The organism is Streptomyces sp. DSM 116793 (assembly GCF_057320905.1).
This window is the reverse complement of the sequence record NZ_CM170494.1, coordinates 5712313-5730715: the sequence shown is the minus strand read 5'-3', so window position 1 is coordinate 5730715 and position 18403 is coordinate 5712313. Positions and strand designations below refer to the sequence as shown.

Below are 18403 nucleotides of genomic sequence, written 5' to 3'. Positions count from 1 at the left end.
AGCCCGCACCCGGCGGCCGGACCCGGCCCGCCCCACGCCCCCGCCTCCGTCCCAGGCCCCTGATCCACACCCCCGCACCCCCGTCCGCGCCCCGTACCCCCGTCCGGTTCGACGCACCGCTCCACCACCGCGCGCCCGGTACGTTTCGGCCACGTCCCGTATGTGTTCCGGCGTGGGGCGGCAGCGGATCTCTCCCCGCCCCTGGGGGCGCCGTGTCCGTGCGGACCCGTCGCGGCCTGCGCGAACGTACGGACCGCCGGCCCCGCCCCGGATGCCGGGCGGTGATCGCCGCGCCACCAGGGTGGCAATCCGCTGACCGACACGCCGCAGGTCCGCCGGCAGATCACCTTGGGCGTGCGCAAAGCGGCTGGCATCTTGGCAGTACGACGGAGCGCATATCGAGCACGCGCTCCGTGTGGCACGTCCTGCGGGGCCCCGGCCTGGCTGCTGCACAGGGCGGGGCCCCTGCCGGGGGGGGTGCCTCTATGTCTTTCGTCAAGCGAGGCGTGGGGTTCTGGGTTCGTAGAAGGTGCCGTCGCGGAGCATGGCGAACAGGACGCTGATGCGGTGGCGAGCGAGGCGGAGAAGGGCTTGTGTGTGGGTTTTTCCGCGGGCTCGGCAGCGGTCGTAGTAGGTGCGGGAGGCGGGATCGTGCAGGGCGGCGAATGCGGAGAGGAACATCGCGCGTTTGAGTTGCCGGTTGCCGCCTCTGGGTGCGTGTTCGCCGTGGATCGAGGTTCCCGACGACTTCGTTGTCGGGGCGAGGCCGGCGTAGGAGGCCAGGTGGGCGGCGGTGGGGAAGCTGGTGCCGTCGCCGACGGTGACCAGCAAGGTGGCTGCGGTCCTGACCGCGACCCCCGGAATCGAGGTCAGGACCTTCGAAAGAGGGTGGTCCTCCAGCAGTGTCCCGATCTGGGTTTCCAAGGCCCGGCGCTGGTCGTGAACGGCGGCGAGGGAGCGGGCCAGGGACGGGATCACGACGTCGAGGGTGCCGGTGCCTGGGACCACGACGCTCTGTTCGTCGAGCGCGGTGAAGACGTCGTCGATCAGTCGCTGGGCCATGCGTGGGGCTTTGGGCCGGATCACCTCCACGAGCCTGCGACGACCTGCCCTTCGCAGGGCGGCTGGGGAGCCGTAGCGTTCCAGCAGCCAGGTGATGGCCTGGTGGTCCAGACGTGGCCCGAGCACGCGTTCCAAGCTTGGGTGGAACTGGGTGAGCAGGCCGCGTATCCGGTTGGAGGTGCGGGTGGCCTCGGCCGCGAGGTCCTGGTCGAAGCCGACCAGGACGGTCAGCTCGGCGGTGATCTCGTCGGTCATGTGAAGCGAGCGCAGGGTGTGCGGCATGGTGCGGGCGGCATCCGCGATCACCGCGGCGTCCTTCGCGTCGGTCTTGGCCTCGCCCGGGTAGAGGTCGGCGATCCGGCGCATGGCCAGGCCTGGCAGGTAGGCGACCTTGCAGCCGGCGTTGCGGGCGACGGTGAGTGGGAGGGCTCCGATCGAGGCAGGCTGGTCCACGATCACCAGGACGGTGCCGAACTTCGCGGCGAGCTTGTCGAACACCGCTCGCAGCTTCGTCTCGCTGTTGGGCAGCGGCTTGTCGAAGATCTTCTTGCCGGCAGGAGTCAGGCCGTGTCCGTGATGGGCGCTCTTGCCGACGTCCAGGCCGAGGAAGACGCCTACGTCGTCGATGTCGTACAACCTGTCCTCCCGAACAGGGCTCGTGCGGTGCTGGCCAGGGCGATGGAGCCGTACGCGCGCATCCACGTTATGCAGACCTGCCGCCCGCAGGATGCCGGGCGTTGCGCCCGGCCAGGCGGTAGTCGGACCTCTCATCAGCGTCTCCCACGGCACCCCACGGGCCCGGTGACACCACCCCCCAGGTCATCCCATCGACAGGGGGACACAGTCATACCGGACCCGGAGGCCAGCGGCCCTCTTGCAGGACCGCGAAGAAGATAACGGGGAGGAAGACGCGGTGTACAGCATCATCGTGGTACCGGACGGCTGTAGTACCCCTCGGGAACAGATCCGCCTCGCGCCCGGTGAGACCCTCCGCTTCGGGCGCTCGGCGGCACCGGCGTCGGCGCGCGGCCCGCATCTGACCATCGCGCACGAGGGTGTCTCGCGTACGGCCGGGGAGATCACGGCGACCAGCGCCTACTGGACCCTGAGCAACCACAGCCGCGTGCAGACCTACGTCGTGGAGAACCCCGAGGGCGCGGGCGAGCACATCAAGGTGTCCCCGGGCCGGGTGGACGCCCCCATACCGTTCGAGTTCTCCCGCATGGTGCTGCCCGCCGCAGGCGAGCTGCTGACCCTGGACGTCTGGGCCCCGCGCCACGACTACCTGACCGACGGGGCCGACGGGGCCGACGGGGCCGGCGAGGCCGACGGGACCGGCCACGACGGCATGCCCACCACGGCCGCCTTCCCGCTGGACCGCGCCAAGCGGTACTTCCTCGTGCTGGTGGCGCTGTGCGCGCCGCGGCTGGGGGGCGACCCGCTCGCCCCGCTGCCCACCGCGGACGAGGTGGTCGCCCGGCTGCGCCCGGCCTGGCCGTCGGTGTCCCGCACGGCGGTGCAGTGGAACATCGACTACCTCGCTGTCAAGCTGCGGCTGAGACCGGACCCGAAGGAGACGGCGACCGACGGCCGGCGCTTCAACGGCAAGAAGGAGACGCTGGTCTCGCTGGCACTCCGCTTCGACCTGGTGCGCGAGGCCGACCTGGCGCTGCTGGACGGAACGCGTTGAGCACCCCGGCCGCGGAGCCGCTCACCGTGCCGGTCCCCCGCGGGTACCGCGTGGGCGCGTGGGAGGTGCGCGAGGCGCTCGGCTCCGGCGCCTTCAGCAGCGTGTACGCGGGCCGCCGCACGACGGAGCCGGACGAGGCCGGCCGTCCCCCGGCGGTCGCGCTGAAGTTCCTGGCCACCGGCACCCGCACGCCCCGCCAGGTGCGCCACCTCCAGGAGCTGGCGGCCCGGGAGACGGCCCTGCTCACCAGGGTGCGGCGGCCACGCCTGGTCCGGATGTACGAGGCCGTGACGGTGGACGACCCGGCGCAGCCCGCGCTGGACGGCGCCACGGTGCTGGTGCTGGAGCGCGCGGAGGGCTCGCTGGCGCGGTTGCTCGACCGGGCGTACGGGGACGCGCCGGGGCGGGGCGGCACCGTGCCCGGCGGGCCCCTGCTGCTCGCCCAGGTCTGCGAGGGCCTGGCCCATCTGCACCAGGCGGGCTGGGTGCACGGCGACCTCAAGCCCGCGAACGTGCTGCTGATGGCGGACGGCTCCGTCCGGCTCGCCGACTTCGGTCTCGCCGCGGAGCTGGAGGGCACCCACGCCTATGCCCCCGCCTTCAGCACCACCGACTTCACGCCGCCGGAACTGCACTGGACCGAGATCGGCGAGCGGGGCATGCAGATCCGTCCGACCGCGGACGTCTGGGCCTTCGGCGTCCTCGCCCACCTGGTCCTGACCGGAACGTACCCGCTGCCCGGCGGCACCCCGGCGGCCCGCAGGGACGCCGCCGTGCGCTACGCCAGAGGGGAGGACGAACTGCGGCTGTCCCCCGAACTCCCCGACGGCTGGCGGGACATCGTCCGCGACTGCCTGACCCGCACCCATGACGGCCGTGCCGCCCACGACGCGGGCACGCTGCTGCGGCGCGTCGAGACCGCCGCGGGCGCGGAGCGCTCCGCCGGGATCCCCCGGCTCGGACCCCGCCGCATCCGCCGCCGCGGCGTGGTCGGGGCCGCGGTCGCCACCGCGCTCCTCGCGGCGGCCGGCACCGCCTTCGGCCTGTACCGCTCCCACACCGACGCCGGCGCCGACCGGGCGGAGTACGGCGCCGCGGAACTCCGCACGGACCGCGGCGTCCCCGTCGCGTACCGCCGCCTCATCGTCGACGCCGCGCACGGTTGCAGCGAGAAGGACGTCACGCCCGCCCTGATCGCCGCCCTGCTCAAGGTGGAGAGCGACTTCGACCCGGACCTCTCCGACCCCGCCGCCGATGAGTACGGCATCGCCCGCTGGACGCCGAGCGTCCTGTGGTACTGGATCGACTTCGACAAGCGCACCAAGAAGACCGAGGATCTCAGGCCCCCCTTCGCACCGGACGTGTCGATCCGCGCCGTGGGCCGCTACACCTGCGAGATCGGGCGCCGGCTGTCCGCCGCGCACGGCCTGGCGGGCAACCGGCCGACGCTGGTCGCGGTCGGCTACGTCACCTCGGCCTCCAGGGTCGTGGGCGCCCACGGAGTGCCCGACAAGTACAAGATCTTCGCCTCGCGGATCGAGCACTACCTCAAGGAGTACACACCCGCGCACCCCCGCTGAGCACCCTCAGAGATCCGAGGTACCGGCGGGCGCCGCCCGCTGGCACGGTGATGACACTCCACCGCCACGGTGGAGCGGAGGCATCACAAGGGGGAACGCATGAAGATCAACAAGATGGCGGTGACGCTGGCCGCGGTGGCCGCCCTGACGGGGGGCACGACGACCGCCGCGACGGCCGCGACGGCCGGGCCGGACTTCCACGCGCAGACGGTCGCCGGCGGCCTCACCGACGCACAGGCGACCAGCCTGCAGCACCGGGTCGACGCCGTCCTCGACTGGAACGGCGGCGGCCGTCAGGTCTCCGCCAACCAGGTCATGTACGACGGCCTGACCGTCACCGTCAGCCCCACCGGCACCGACCAGGCGGACCTGAGCTGCGCGTACGGCCACCTGTGCATGACCGTCAGGGGCACGAACTTCGACTTCTACAAGTGCCAGCCGTGGACCGTGTCCAACTGGACGGGCGACGGCCCGTTCATCAACAACCAGACACCGGGCACGGTCGCCCGGTTCTACAACCAGGACGGCAGCGAGCGCTGGCACTCGGTCGCCTACCAGCAGGGCACCGCGACGTGGGACCCGATCTACTCCCTGCGTCCCTGCTGATCGCCGCACCACGGCGGCCGGGCTGACAGGCGCCGTCAGCCCGGGCGCCCCCGGACACCGTCGGCCGCGCTCCGGCCACGGCTTCGCCGCCCCGACGGGGGAGGGCGGCGAAGCCCGGGAGCGCGGCCGACGGCACGCGCGCGGGGACGACGCGACGCGTCACGGACTCGACGCGTGACCGGCCACCGCGCTCGGGGCTCGGCGCTCGGCACGCACCCGGCACGCCCACGGACCCGGCACGCTCATCGATCCGGCACCTCATGGACCCGGCACACTCATCGACCCGGCACGCCCACGGTCCCGGCACACTCATCGACCCGGCACGCTCACGGGGCCACCGGGACTCAGTGGAAGAAGTGCCGCGTCCCGGTGAAGTACATCGTCACGCCCGCCTTCCGCGCGGCCTCCACGGCCTGCTCGTCGCGGATCGACCCACCCGGCTGCACGATCGCCCGCACTCCGGCGCCGATCAGGATCTCCGGGCCGTCGGGGAACGGGAAGAACGCGTCCGACGCGGCGTACGAGCCCCGGGCTCGCTCGGCACCCGCGCGCTCCACGGCGAGCCGGCAGGAGTCCACGCGGTTGACCTGCCCCATGCCGACGCCCACGCTCGCGCCGTCCTTGGCGAGCAGGATCGCATTGGACTTGACGGCCCGGCAGGCCCGCCAGGCGAACGCCAGCTCGCGCAGCTCCGCCTCGGACAGCGCCTCGCCGGCCGCGAGCGTCCAGCCGGCCGGGTCGTCGCCCTCGGCCTGGAACCGGTCGGCGGCCTGCAGCAGCGCGCCCCCGTCGATGCCCCGCACCTCGACCTCGTTGACCGGGCCCCGGGCGGTGCGCAGCACCCGGATGTTCTTCTTCTTGGTGAGCGCCTCCAGAGCGCCGTCCTCGTAGCCCGGGGCCACGATGACCTCGGTGAAGATGTCGGCGACCTGCTCGGCGAGCTCCTTGGAGACCGGGCGGTTGACGGCGATGACGCCGCCGTAGGCGGACACCGGGTCACAGGCGTGCGCCTTGCGGTGCGCCTCGGCGACGTCCGCGCCGATGGCGATCCCGCACGGGTTGGCGTGCTTGATGATCGCGACGCACGGCTCCGCGTGGTCGTACGCGGCACGCAGGGCGGCGTCCGTGTCCGTGTAGTTGTTGTACGACATCTCCTTGCCGTGCAGCTGCTCCGCCTCGGCGAGGCCGCCGGTGCCGTCGACGTACAGCGCTGCGCCCTGGTGCGGGTTCTCGCCGTACCGGAGCACGTTCTTGCGCCGGTAGGCGGCGCCCAGGAAGTCGGGGTGGCCGGTGTCGTCGGCCGGGGCGTACTCGCCGGCGAACCAGGAGGCGACGGCGACGTCGTACGCGGCGGTGTGCTGGAACGCCTCCGCCGCGAGCCGCTTGCGGGCCGCCAGGTCGAAGCCGCCCGCACGGACCGCGGCGAGCACGTCCCCGTACCGCCCGGGACTGGTGACGACGGCGACGGAGGGGTGGTTCTTGGCGGCGGCGCGCACCATGGAGGGGCCGCCGATGTCGATCTGCTCCACACACTCGTCGGGCGAGGCGCCGGAGGCGACGGTCTCGCGGAACGGGTACAGGTTGCTGACGAGGAGCTGGAAGGGCTCGACGCCGAGCTCACCGAGCTGCCGGCGGTGGTCCTCCAGGCGGAGGTCGGCGAGGAGCCCGGCGTGCACGCGCGGGTGCAGCGTCTTGACCCGGCCGTCCAGGCACTCGGGGAAGCCGGTCAGGTCCTCCACCTTGGTCACCGGCACGCCCGCGGCGGCGATCCGGGCGGCGGTGGAGCCGGTCGACACCAGCTCGACGCCTGCCTCGTGCAGGTGGCGCGCCAGGTCTTCCAGGCCGGTCTTGTCGTAGACGCTGATCAGCGCCCGGCGGATGGGCACCCGCGAGCCGTCTGCGCCTGCTGCACCCGCTGTACCGGCGGTCTCGGTGGTCACGCCCTCATTGCTCATCGGGCAGCATTACCTTTCGTCCCTCGATGCGGTAGCCGTGCCGGGCCAGTCGCCCCACGACATCGACGAGCAGCCGTCGCTCGACGTCCTTGATGCGCTCATGGAGAGCGGCCTCGCCCTCCTCGGTGTCCTCCTCGACCACCTCGACCGCGCGCTGCGCGATGATCGGGCCGGTGTCGACGCCGTCGTCGACCAAGTGGACGGTGCAGCCGGTGACCTTCGCGCCGTAGGCCAGCGCGTCCCGCACCCCGTGCGCCCCGGGGAAGCTGGGCAGCAGCGCGGGGTGGGTGTTGACGGTCCGCCCGCCGAACCGGGCGAGGAACTCCTTGCCCAGGATCTTCATGAAGCCCGCGGAGACCACCAGGTCGGGCCGGTGCGCGGCGGTGGCCTCGGTGAGCGCCGCGTCCCACGCGGCACGGTTCGGGTAGTCGGCCACGCGGCACACGAACGTGGGCAGCCCGGCGGCGCGGGCGCGCTCCAGACCGGTCGCGGAGTGCCGGTCGGCGCCCACGGCGACGACCCGGGCGCCGTACGCCTCGGGGCCGCGGGCCGCGATGGCGTCGAGCAGGGCCTGCAGATTGGTGCCGGAGCCGGAGACCAGCACGACGAGGCGCTTGGCGGCCTCAGTGGGAGCCACGGTGGGGCCCTTTCTCACAGGATCCGATGCGGTGCCGAACGGTGCCGAAGGGTTGCCGGGGCGGGCGGCGGCCGACAGGCCCGGCAGGGGGCTTCAGGCGGGTCGTACGGCGTTGTACGTCCGCCCGGCCGTACGGCTTTGTAGGGTCATACGAAGGCTTCGCGTTCCGGAATACGGGGGACTCTACGAAGCAGCCGACGCCACAAACGATACCGGCACCCGGAAGCGGCCCCCTCGGGACGGGGGCGTGAGCGGGAGGTAGCGTCTGGGGTGGCTCCGTACGGGAACAGCGCGGCTCCGTACGGGAACGCTGTGGGTGCTCCGGTCGTTGGCAGGGGGCAGGGCCGTGTACCCGCGCCCCGGCACGATCCGCACGACGGTCCGCACGGTTGTCTCCCGGCGGACCGGCGGTACGGGACACGCCGCGATCCCGCACCCGCCCGGCACACCGGGCAACCGCCACGCGGACGCACGGCCGACACCGACGACACCACCCACACCGACGACACCACCCACACCGAGAACGCACCGAGAACGCACCGAGAACGCCGAGTACACCGAGTACGACGAGAACGCCGAGAACGCCGACCGACCACCCGAACCACCCCGACGACATCGACCTCCATCGACACAGCACCACCGTCCATCGCCCAGTACACCGAGGGAAGACGCACTCCTGATGCCGGACCCAAGCCTCCGTCTCCTGCCGCTGCCCTCGCAGCCCTGCGCGCCCGGGGCGCCGTGGGGCGGGAAGGCCGGGGCTCTCCTCCTCCGCGAGCAGCACCCCGCGCCGCCACGGGGCCGCTCGTACGAGGGTTCGCAGGGGGACGGTTCGCCGGGCGCGGAAGCGCCGGGTACGGCGGGAGCCCCGGGTACGGGAGACGGGTCCGATGGCGCCGCGGACGGCGGTGCCGGGTCCCGCGGCGGGGCGCCGGGGACGGGCGGTGCGGACGGTCCGGGTGCGGGCGGCTCCGGGCCGGCCGGCGACTCGGGGGCGCACGGGCAGGGTGGTGCGGCATCGCACGGGCAGGGTGACTCGGGCGCGGGGAGCGGCGCGCGGGGGCGCGGCAGGGCGCGCGGACAGGAGGACAACCCCTTCGCGCCGCCGCCGGAGGGCGCCCCGGACCGGCCCTGGCAGCCACGGCGGCCCGCGGAGGGTTCCGGCTCGCGCTCCGGTTCCGGCCAGGGCCGGGGCAGCGGGCGGTCCCCGTGGGGCAGTCAGTGGAGTGATCAGCAGCCCGGCCGGTCGCCCGGCCGGTTCGGGGAGCGGCCCGGCGGCCAGGGCGGCCCCGAGGAGCCCTCGGGGCAGGGCGGCGGGCTGCGCTGGGACCCGACGGATCCTGCGCAGCGGCGCGCCCGGTATGCCCTGCTCAGCGGCATGTGGTCGTTCTTCTTCGCGCTCTTCGGCTGGCGGGAGCTGGCCCTGCTGCTCGGGGCGCTGGGGCTCTACTGGGGCATCAGCTCGCTGCGGGCCAAGCCGCGGAGGCCGGATCCGACGGCGCCTGCGGCCGCGGCGGGCCGGCCGTCGTCCGGGGCGTTGGGCCCGGCCCCCTCAGCCCGTTCCGGTTCCGGTTCCGGCCCGGCTTCCGGTTCTCCGGTCGTGGGTTCCGCCTCCGCATCCGGTTCCGCCTCCGGTGCGCGGCCGCAGGCCACGGCGGCGGTCAGCGGGCTGGTGACGGCGTCACTCGCCCTGGCGATGGTGGCCGCCACGTTCACGGCGCAGCTCGTGTACCACGACTACTACACGTGCGTGAACGATGCGCTGACCACGTCGGCGAGGCAGTCCTGCGACCACCTCCTTCCGCAGAACCTGCGGACGGTTCTCGGCACAGAGGGCTAGCGACTTCCCGCGCGGCGCGCCGCGGTGCGGGCGCTCCGGTGATGCGGCGCGTGGCACTTGCACGGTAGGGGTGAGGTCGTTCGGTCGGCGGGGACGTGCGGGCGTCGCCGTGGCCGGTCGCGCGGTTCCCCGCGCCCCTGGGTGGATGCCGTCGGCCGTCAGCGCGCGGGGAATCATCCCGGTACGGACTCGGGACGGGCTGACGGCTCGTTGCGCACGCGGTGTCGGTAGCGCAGCGGTGACTCGCCCACCTCGCGTTTGAACGCGGTGCTGAACGCGCTCTCCGACCCGTAACCCAGTTCCGCTGCCAGCGACCCGACGCGGACATCGCCGTTCCGGAGGGCGCGCTGCGCCAGCAGCATCCGCCAGCGGTTCAGATAGGTCAGTGGCGGTACACCCGCCAGGGCCCGGAAACGTTCGGCGAACGAGGTCCGCGACATCGCCGCCGCGCGCGCCAGCTCCTCCAACCGCCAAGGTCTTCCGGGTTCGCCGTGCATGAGGCCGAGCGCCGGACGCAGGCGTTCGTCGGTCAGCACCCGCAGCCACCCCGGAGGGAGTTCGGCCTGGTCGACGTAGGCACGCAGCACCTCCAGCAACAGGAGCTGGGCGTACTGCCGGATCGCGAAGGCCGAGCCGATCCGGTTGCCGGTCGCCTCGTCGAACAACCGGTTGAGACTGCCGCGCAGGTTGGTCGCCGCGGCGGCCGACGCCCGGACGTGCCCCACCGGCGGGAGCGCCTGCCCCAGCAGTGCCCGACCGGCCGGGTTGAGGTCGATGCGTCCGCCGAGGACGACGTCGTCGGTACCGCGGTCGGCACCGACGCGGCCGATGGCGGGAAAACCCGTCTCAGGGACGATCTCGCGGCGCGGTCCGTCGCCGGCGCCGCCCTCGACCTCCAGCCACGTCCGGTCGTTCAGCACGGCGACGTCGCCCGACTCGAGCCCGACCGGACGGTCGATGCCGTCGGTGGTCAGGCGGGCCCGACCGCGCACCATCGCGATGAACTTCATCGGGGCATCGATCGGGGCCCGCGACAGCCAAGGGCCCCGCACCGCGAACCCGCCCGTCACGTGTCCGCGGACCTCGACCAGGTCGAACACCTCGGACAGTTGATCACCGACCATCTCCGTACTATCGCGCAAGAAATATGGACGGTCAATGATTCAAAGTACGACGGGGCCCCGTGCACAGTGATGTCATGACGCACAGACAACACCCCATCGGATCAGGTTTCACCGCGGCCTCGACGGCCGACGACGTCCTCAAGGGCATCGACCTGTCGGGCAAGAACGTCATCGTCACCGGCGGCCACCGCGGGATCGGCCTGGAGACCACCCGTGCGCTCGGCAAGGCCGGCGCGTCCGTCACCGTGGCCGCACGGAACCCGGACCGCGCCGCCTCCGCGCTCGCCGGGACCGAGCGGGTCGAGACCAGTCGGCTGGACCTCCTCGACCCGGCGTCGATCGACGCCTTCACCGCCCGGTACCTCGACTCCGGCCGCCCGCTCCACGTCCTGGTCAACAACGCCGGCATCATGGGCGGCGAACTGGTCAGGGACGCGCGCGGCTACGAATCGCACTTCGCGCTCAACCATCTCGGCCACTTCCAGCTGACCTTGGGCCTGCTGCCCGCGCTGCGCGCCGCGCACGGCGCCCGAGTCGTCAACGTGTCCTCCGGCGCCCAGCGCATCACGGGCATCCGCTGGGACGACCCGCACTTCACCACCGGCTACCAGCCCATGCTCGCCTACGGGCAGTCCAAGGCCGCAGGCGTCCTGTTCGCCGTGGAGCTGGACCGTCGATGGGCCGACGACGGAGTCCGCGGCTACGCCGTCCACCCGGGCATCGTCTTCGGCACGGAACTGGGGCCCCTCCTGGCCGAGGGCGAAGAGCGGACACCCTGGATAAGCGACGGCGAACTGCGTGCCATGGGGATCATCGACGATTCCGGGCGGCCGATCATCGCCCCCGACCGGGAGAAGAAGACGCCGCAACAAGGGGCCGGCACCATCGTGTTCGCGGCGACCAGCCCCCTGCTCGCCGGCATCGGCGGCGTCTACCTCAAGGACAACGACGTCTCTCCGCTGGACGCCGATCCGAAGCCCATCAACTTCGGCACCGAGGAGGACATCCCCTCCACCGTCGTGCCGCACTCCATCGATCCGGAATCGGCGCGGCGCCTCTGGGAACTGAGCGAGCGGCTGCTCAAGGCATAACGCCCGCCGCGGGACGGGGCGAAGGGGCGCGGGGCCGTGTCGATGTGCAGCTCCGCAGCGTGGCCGCGGGCGACCAGCCACCGGCAGATGGTTCCCGAGGCGACCCGCACACCCGCCGACCCGCACAACTCCCGGGCGGCGGGAAAGCGGAAGAGGGGCGCAGGGGAGGTGCGCAGAGATCCGGCTGTCGGCGGAGGCACCGGAGACGGCCGGCCCCGTCAGGGGCGGTAGCGGCGCAGCGCCCGCCCCCGGGCGCGCGGGCGGGTGCGCCAGCCTCGCAGGACCAGAACGGCCGGCACCCCCACAAGCAGCGTCCACGCCGTGGCCGCGACCCCCGCCTCCCACCACACGGGCCCGAAGCGAGCCAGCTCGTCCACCCCCATGGGCCCGCCCGCCAGGGTGCACAGCACGGCCGTCAGCACACCGCACGACACCGCCGCCCCCATCGCAACCAGCACCGTGCGCCCCCAGCCCCACGCCTCCTCCCGCTCTCCGTACGCCGGTGCCGCCGCATCCGCCGTGCGCCACGCCAGCACCAGCCCCGCCGCAAGCGGCACCACTCCCACCGCCCACGTCAGCGGCGCGCCATACCCCTCCGCAGGCAGCACGGGCAGCCGCGGCGCCCCGGGCAGCAGCCGGACCGGAGCGGTGCCCAGCGGGGCGATCACATGGCTGCCGCCGAGCAGGAAACCGGGGCCCAGGGCGAAGGACGCGCCCCAGACGGCCGCGTTGGGCAGCAGCACGAGCGCCAGCACCACGACGGCGGCACGGCCCGCGTTGTCCTGCGCCAGGTGCGGGAAGGCGGCGCGGGCCTCGCTCTGCCGGAGCAGCAGCGGCACCAGGGCGAGCAGGGCGCCGCCGGCGAGCAGCACGGACGTGGCGGTGGTCGCCGCCCGGACGGTGGCGCGGAGCCGGCGGCGCGCCATCGCCCGTTCCGAGGGCTCGGCCACGGCCGCGGCGTCGCGATGCACCCGCATACCGGCCGCCGCCGCGGCACGGGCGGTCTCGCGGCCCCCGGCCCGGCCACCGGCCCGGCCCCCGGGCGGGGTGGAGCCGTCACCGGTCGCGGGTCGTCCGGCGTCTTCGGACTCCGCGGCGGCGGCACTCGCCGCCCGGCCCGGGGCCGGGGCGGCCAGGCGCCCGTCCGCGGCTCCCGCGGGAGCGGCCCCCGCGGGAGCGGCCTCCCGGTCCGCCGGCCCGGCACCGTCGTCCGCCGTGGCTCCCCCGGCGCCGCCGGAACCCGGCGCCGGGGCACCCGCCCCCGCGGCGGAAGCGACCTCCGGCGGGCACCCGCCTGCGTCCCCGTCCCGGGACCCGGCATCCCCGGGCCCGGACCCGCCCCCGGAACCGAACCCGTCACAGGACCCGTTCTCGAACCCGTCTCCGACCCCGAACCCGTCGCAGGATCCGTCCCCGAACCCATCCCCGGACCCGGACACGCCCCCGTACTGCTCCGCGGCCCGGGGAATATCCAGAGCCGCCGCCGACCCGGGCACGTCCCCGTTCCCGGCCGTGGGCTCCCGGGCCCCGTCCGAACCGGCCGTGGACGCCCCCACCGTCCGGACCGCGCTCACGGCACCCACCGTGCGCACAGCACCCACCACCCCCGGCATCCCCGCCGTCCCCGCCGTCCCCGCCGTCCCCGCCGAGGAGGCGGCCGGCGGTCCCTCAGTCCGGTGCTCCCCCGGCGTCCCGGCCACCGCATCCGTGGCGTCTCCCGTCGTCCGGGCCCGGCGGCCGGGTGAGGTACGGCGCAGGACGATGGCGCCACGGCCCACCGCCAGGGGGGACGGGGGCGCCGGGGGCGCGGCGGTGCGCCTGCCGCGGAGGACGCGGAGGACGCGGAGGAGGGAGAGCCGGCCCCGGCGGGCCGACGCGTCCCCCGCGGCACGGTCACGTACGGCGCGATTCCGGGCGGCACGCTTCCGGGCGGCGCCGTCCGGTACGGTGCGGTGCGCGCGGGCGGGCCGTGTGGCGCGGAGGCGGGCGCGGGCCCGCCAGACGCCCGCCGTGACCGCCGCCCCCAGCAGCAGCGGCAGCCGCACCGCTGCACTCGCCCAGACGGGCCGGAGCGCGCCGCCGTTCGCGTAGGCCGCGGTGGCCCCGGCGACCAGCAGGTACCCCGCCATCACGCCCCACCACGCGGCGTGCGGCGAGGGCCACACGGGCCGGTACGCCGGACCCGGGCCGGGCCCCGGCGTGCCTCCCGCACCGGCGGCCGTCCCGTCCGCGCCCGGGCGTGCGGGGTCGCCAGCCGCCCCTACAGCGCGCCCCGCACCGCCGTCGCGCCCCGCACCACCCTTGCGCCGTCGCCCGCGCCTCGTCGCCCGCACCGTACCTGCAGTGCGCGAGCCCCCGCCGCGGTGGGCCGGCTCCGGGCTCGCCGCCCGATGGGCCGCCCGGTACGCGAGCCACAGCGGGAGGACGGCCAGCAGCAGCGGGGTGACCGCCACGGGGGCCGGGGTGCCCGAGAGGGTGCCGGTCCTGAGCAGCTCCACGCCGTGGGCGAGCAGCCAGAGGGACGCGGCGACATGGAGCGCACCGCCGAGCCCGCTGTCCGGATAGGGCGAGCCGATCCACAGGATCATCGCGAGGGTGACCAGCAGACCGAGGCCGAGGCCCGCCGCGAGCGCGCCCCCGGCCAGCGCCGCGAGGGGGCCGGGCGAGCGCTCGGGAGCCTGGGAGAGCTCGGCGAGCAGGGGCGGCAGCGACACTCGGCGGTTGATCATCTGAGTCACGTCCGCCATGCTCCCAATGACTCCGGCATTTCCGGCGCAACAGGCATATATCGGAAGTGTCGATCAAGATAGTGTCATGCATATCTTCGTACGAACGGTGACGTCGGCCCCGTCGGCTGCCCGTACCGGATCCGGCGCCCCCGGTACGCCCGGCGTGGCCCACGGGCCCGGTACGTCCGGCGCGCTCCGCGGGCCCGGCACGCCCCGTCTGCCCCGCGTGCCCGGCTCCGTCCGCCTCCGGGGAGCGGGTGCCGCCTGTCCCGGGCCCCGGGTCCCGGACGCCGCCGCGTCCGGCGGGCCGCCACGCACCCCCGCCGCGGCGTTCGACGCGCTGTACGCGCACAGCGCTCCCGGGCTGGCGCGGCAGGCGTATCTGCTCACCGGACGGCCCGCGCTGGCGGAGGAATCGGTGCGGCGGGCGTTCCAGACGGCCTGGCACCGGTGGCCCGAGGTCGCCGTCGACACGGATCCGGCGGGGTGGGTGCGTGCGGCCGTCCACGAGTACGCGGTGTCGCCGTGGCACCGGCTGCGACCCGGCCGGCACAGGGGGCGGGCGGTGCCGGCGGCGGAGGAGGACCGCGCCCTGCTCGGCGCGCTGCTCGGCCTGCCCGGGACGCACCGCAGGACGCTGCTCCTCCACGACGGCCTCGGGATCGCCCTGGCCGGCGTCGCGCTGGAGACGGAGGCCACCGCGCTGGGAGCTGCGCACCGGCTGGCGCGTGCGCGGTCGGCCGTGGGCGAACGGGTGCCGGGGCTCGGCCGCCCCAAGGCGCTGCGGGAGGCCCTGGAACGGCTCGCGGCCGGCGCGGACGTCCCGGTGCCGGAGGTCTCCGGGGTACGGCGGGCTGCGGAGCGGCGGGCGCGGGCGGTGACCCGGGGCTCGGTCGGGCTGACGGTGCTGATCGCGGCCGCCACGGCGTTCACGGTGTGTACGGCGCCGACGCACTACGAGGCGCCGATCGCGCCGGGCAGGCCGCTCCCAGGCGTCCGGGCCCACCTGGGCCCCGGCCCCCTGGTGGGCCCCCGGGGCGCCCCCCGCGACCTCCCGGCGCCCCCGTTCCGCCTCCACCCGCACCCCGGCTGACCGGAAGCACTCGCGCCGGGCGCCCTGCGGGGGCGCGGGGGTTACGCGAGCAGCCCACCACCGGCCGACGGCCCGGCCACGACAGCAACCACCCAGCCGGGCCGGTGACGACCCGACGCACCCCGTCGCGGCCTGCCGCACGGTTCCTCGCACCCCCGGGGGCGGGGCTCAGCCCCGCATACGGCGCACCGTCAGCTGAGGAGCTCGCGGGCCAGTCGCGCCGTCTCCGTCGGGGTCTTGCCGACCTTCACACCCGCGGCCTCAAGCGCCTCCTTCTTCGCCTGGGCGGTGCCCGACGAACCGGAGACGATGGCGCCCGCGTGGCCCATCGTCTTGCCCTCGGGGGCCGTGAAGCCCGCGACGTAGCCGACGACCGGCTTGGTCACGTGGGCCTTGATGAAGTCGGCCGCCCGCTCCTCCGCGTCGCCGCCGATCTCGCCGATCATCACGATCAGGTCGGTGTCGGGGTCGGCCTGGAACGCCTTGAGCGCGTCGATGTGGGTGGTGCCGATCACCGGGTCGCCGCCGATGCCGATGGCGGTCGAGAAGCCGATGTCACGCAGCTCGTACATCATCTGGTACGTCAGCGTGCCGGACTTGGAGACCAGGCCGATCCGGCCGGGCTTGGTGATGTCGCCGGGGATGATGCCGACGTTGGACTGTCCGGGGGTGATGATGCCGGGGCAGTTGGGGCCGATGATCCGGGTCTTGTTGCCCTTCTTGCCGGCGTACGCCCAGAAGGACGCGGAGTCGTGCACCGCGATGCCCTCGGTGATCACGACGGCCAGCGGGATCTCCGCGTCGATCGCCTCGACGACGGCGTCCTTGGTGAACTTCTCGGGAACGAAGATCACCGTGACGTCGGCGCCGGTCTTCTCGACGGCCTCCTTGACGGAGCCGAAGACGGGCACCTCGGTGGGGGCACCGCCCTGGCCCTTAAGGCCTTGGGGGACGTCGAAGTCGACGGTCTGGCCGGCCTTGCGGGGGTTCACGCCGCCGACCACGTTCGTGCCGTCGCCGAGCATCAGGCGGGTGTGCTTCATGCCGGTCGAGCCGGTCATGCCCTGGACGATGACCTTGCTGTCCTTGGTGAGGAAGATAGCCATGGCTTGCTGATCGTTTCCTTGATGTCGAGTGGAGGGACGGGGACGCGCGGCGTCAGCGCGCGGCGGCTGCGAGCTCGGCAGCCTTGTCGGCCGCGCCGTCCATGGTGTCCACCCGCTGGACGAGGGGGTGGTTGGCGTCCGAGAGGATCTTGCGGCCCAGCTCGGCGTTGTTCCCGTCGAGGCGTACGACGAGCGGCTTGGTGACGTCCTCACCCTTGTTCTTCAGCAGCTCCAGGGCCTGCACGATGCCGTTGGCGACCTCGTCGCACGCGGTGATGCCGCCGAAGACGTTGACGAAGACGGACTTGACGTCCGGGTCGCCCAGGATGATCTCCAGGCCGTTGGCCATCACCTGGGCGGAGGCGCCGCCGCCGATGTCGAGGAAGTTCGCGGGCTTCACGCCGCCGTGCTGCTCGCCGGCGTAGGCGACCACGTCGAGGGTGGACATGACCAGGCCCGCGCCGTTGCCGATGATGCCGACCTCGCCGTCCAGCTTGACGTAGTTGAGGTTCTTGGCCTTGGCGGCGGCCTCCAGCGGATCGGCCGCGGCCTTGTCCTCCAGGGCCTCGTGGTCGGGCTGGCGGAAGGCGGCGTTGTCGTCGAGGGAGACCTTGCCGTCCAGCGCGATGACCTTGCCGTCGGCGGTCTTGACCAGCGGGTTCACCTCGACCAGCAGGGCGTCCTCGGTGACGAAGACCGTCCAGAGGGACTTCAGGACCTCGACCACCTGGTCGGTGAGCTCGGCCGGGAACTCGGCGGCCGCGACGATCTCGCGGGCCTTCTCGTCGGTGATGCCGTCGATGGCGTCCACCGGGATCTTGGCGAGCGCCTCGGGCTTGGTGGCCGCGACCTCCTCGATCTCCATGCCGCCCTCGATGGAGGCCATGGCGAGGAAGGTGCGGTTGGTGCGGTCCAGCAGGAAGGAGACGTAGTACTCCTCCGCGATGTCCGCCGTCTGGGCCAGCATGACCTTGTGGACCGTGTGGCCCTTGATGTCCATGCCGAGGATCTGGCCGGCCTTGGCGACCGCGTCCTCGGGGTCCGCGGCCAGCTTCACGCCGCCCGCCTTGCCGCGGCCACCGGTCTTGACCTGCGCCTTGACGACGGCCCGGCCACCCAGTCGCTCGGCCACCCCGCGCGCCGCCTCAGGCGTGTCGATGACTTCACCGGCCAGCACCGGTACACCGTGCTTGGCGAAGAGGTCCCTCGCCTGGTATTCGAAGAGGTCCACGCGCGTCCGTCCCTATCGTGATCGTGATCCAGCCGCTTGGGTTCGGCTGTCTGCTCCCCCACTGCCCTGGAGGGCGGGGGGTGTCCCCATCTCGTGGGCGTGCCGCGAGGGGCAACGTGACTGCGCTGTCACCGCTGTCTCTGCCGTCACTTGTCACTGCTCGGGATCCCCCGGCGCCCCGAGGGTGCCGGGAGGTGCCCCCGCCCAGGATCCGAGGACCGGGGAGGTGACCCTCCCCGCACCCTCGGTGCCCCGGAGGAGGCGCCGGGTGCGTACACCGTGACCGGGCACGCGGCATGTCCGGATGGCAGGTTATCGCCGTACGCATGCGCTCCCTAAATCACGGATCACACCGCGGCGGTGATACCGGTCACAGCGAGCCGATAGCCGCCACTCCACCAATTGTGGACGACTCGCGCAGGAAGCATCACACAACCTCCCCACGGGGTGTCCGGAAAGCCGCCTTGTCACTCAACACCGCAGCTTGAAAACTGACTTGAGCAGCACGCATCAGGAGAAACAGGCACATTGCCCGGCCCCGGAGGGGGACCGGCCGGGCGTGTACGGGGGAAGACCTGAATGCGTCGAGCGTGACCGTGCGTGGGCACGGAGACGCACGCCGTGCAGGGGCAAGGCCCTCCGCCACCTCTTGGTGCCCG

General features: G+C 73.7%; 13 protein-coding genes and 1 pseudogene. 6 read left to right on the top strand and 8 right to left on the bottom strand.

Translation table 11 applies throughout. The features are described 5' to 3' along the window. Positions 1–495: 495 nt before the first annotated feature. A complete protein-coding gene (locus tag ACSMXW_RS22460; protein ID WP_485798791.1) occupies positions 496–1698 on the bottom strand; it encodes an IS110 family RNA-guided transposase in 1203 nt (400 codons plus the stop codon). Between the two features lie 277 nt (positions 1699–1975). On the opposite strand from ACSMXW_RS22460, the gene ACSMXW_RS22455 reads away from it, so the two are divergent. The 3 genes from ACSMXW_RS22455 to ACSMXW_RS22445 all read left to right on the top strand — a co-directional run bounded on the left by ACSMXW_RS22455 (position 1976) and on the right by ACSMXW_RS22445 (position 4938). Continuing rightward, positions 1976–2752: an FHA domain-containing protein gene (locus ACSMXW_RS22455; RefSeq protein WP_485798789.1), complete on the top strand. Its 777-nt coding sequence runs from the start codon at positions 1976–1978 to the stop codon at positions 2750–2752. Beyond that, positions 2749–4332 (top strand): protein kinase domain-containing protein, encoded by a 1584-nt coding sequence (locus tag ACSMXW_RS22450; protein ID WP_485798787.1) that lies wholly within the window; start codon positions 2749–2751, stop codon positions 4330–4332. Before ACSMXW_RS22455 ends, ACSMXW_RS22450 begins: the two co-directional genes overlap by 4 nt. A 99-nt stretch (positions 4333–4431) precedes the next feature. Beyond that, positions 4432–4938 (top strand): hypothetical protein, encoded by a 507-nt coding sequence (locus ACSMXW_RS22445; protein ID WP_485798785.1) that lies wholly within the window; start codon positions 4432–4434, stop codon positions 4936–4938. 344 nt (positions 4939–5282) lie between these two features. Here ACSMXW_RS22445 and purH read toward each other — a convergent pair whose 3' ends face one another. After that, on the bottom strand, positions 5283–6893 hold the full coding sequence (gene purH, locus ACSMXW_RS22440) for a bifunctional phosphoribosylaminoimidazolecarboxamide formyltransferase/IMP cyclohydrolase (RefSeq protein ID WP_485798783.1): 1611 nt from the start codon (positions 6891–6893) through the stop codon (positions 5283–5285). After that, complete coding sequence (gene purN / locus ACSMXW_RS22435; protein WP_485798781.1) at positions 6883–7530, bottom strand: phosphoribosylglycinamide formyltransferase; 648 nt, start codon at positions 7528–7530, stop codon at positions 6883–6885. The genes purH and purN overlap by 11 nt, the downstream gene beginning before the upstream one ends. 709 nt (positions 7531–8239) lie before the next feature. Here purN and ACSMXW_RS22430 point away from each other — a divergent pair. Continuing rightward, positions 8240–9370 carry a hypothetical protein gene (locus ACSMXW_RS22430; RefSeq protein WP_485808220.1) on the top strand — a complete coding sequence of 377 codons (1131 nt, stop codon included), beginning with the start codon at positions 8240–8242 and terminating at the stop codon, positions 9368–9370. Positions 9371–9543: 173 nt separating this feature from the next. Here the strand turns inward: ACSMXW_RS22430 and ACSMXW_RS22425 are convergent, their stop codons facing one another. Further along, positions 9544–10494 carry an AraC family transcriptional regulator gene (locus tag ACSMXW_RS22425; RefSeq protein ID WP_485798779.1) on the bottom strand — a complete coding sequence of 317 codons (951 nt, stop codon included), beginning with the start codon at positions 10492–10494 and terminating at the stop codon, positions 9544–9546. Positions 10495–10568: 74 nt separating this feature from the next. Here ACSMXW_RS22425 and ACSMXW_RS22420 point away from each other — a divergent pair, with 74 nt between their 5' ends. Further along, positions 10569–11585 (top strand): SDR family NAD(P)-dependent oxidoreductase, encoded by a 1017-nt coding sequence (locus ACSMXW_RS22420; RefSeq protein ID WP_485798778.1) that lies wholly within the window; start codon positions 10569–10571, stop codon positions 11583–11585. 218 nt (positions 11586–11803) lie between these two features. Here the strand turns inward: ACSMXW_RS22420 and ACSMXW_RS22415 are convergent, their stop codons facing one another. Both ACSMXW_RS22415 and ACSMXW_RS22410 read right to left on the bottom strand, forming a co-directional pair. Beyond that, positions 11804–12562 (bottom strand): cell division protein PerM, encoded by a 759-nt coding sequence (locus ACSMXW_RS22415; protein ID WP_485808218.1) that lies wholly within the window; start codon positions 12560–12562, stop codon positions 11804–11806. Between the two features lie 1401 nt (positions 12563–13963). Continuing rightward, a pseudogene (locus ACSMXW_RS22410) lies at positions 13964–14332 on the bottom strand (cell division protein PerM); the annotation flags it as partial. A gap of 67 nt (positions 14333–14399) precedes the next feature. Here ACSMXW_RS22410 and ACSMXW_RS22405 point away from each other — a divergent pair. After that, positions 14400–15407, top strand: a complete 1008-nt coding sequence (locus ACSMXW_RS22405) for a SigE family RNA polymerase sigma factor (RefSeq protein WP_485798776.1) — start codon at positions 14400–14402, stop codon at positions 15405–15407. 191 nt (positions 15408–15598) lie between these two features. Here the strand turns inward: ACSMXW_RS22405 and sucD are convergent, their stop codons facing one another. Both sucD and sucC read right to left on the bottom strand, forming a co-directional pair. Continuing rightward, a complete protein-coding gene (gene sucD / locus ACSMXW_RS22400) occupies positions 15599–16513 on the bottom strand; it encodes a succinate--CoA ligase subunit alpha (RefSeq protein WP_485798774.1) in 915 nt (304 codons plus the stop codon). Between the two features lie 52 nt (positions 16514–16565). Further along, complete coding sequence (gene sucC / locus ACSMXW_RS22395; protein ID WP_485798772.1) at positions 16566–17744, bottom strand: ADP-forming succinate--CoA ligase subunit beta; 1179 nt, start codon at positions 17742–17744, stop codon at positions 16566–16568. Positions 17745–18403 lie beyond the last annotated feature (659 nt).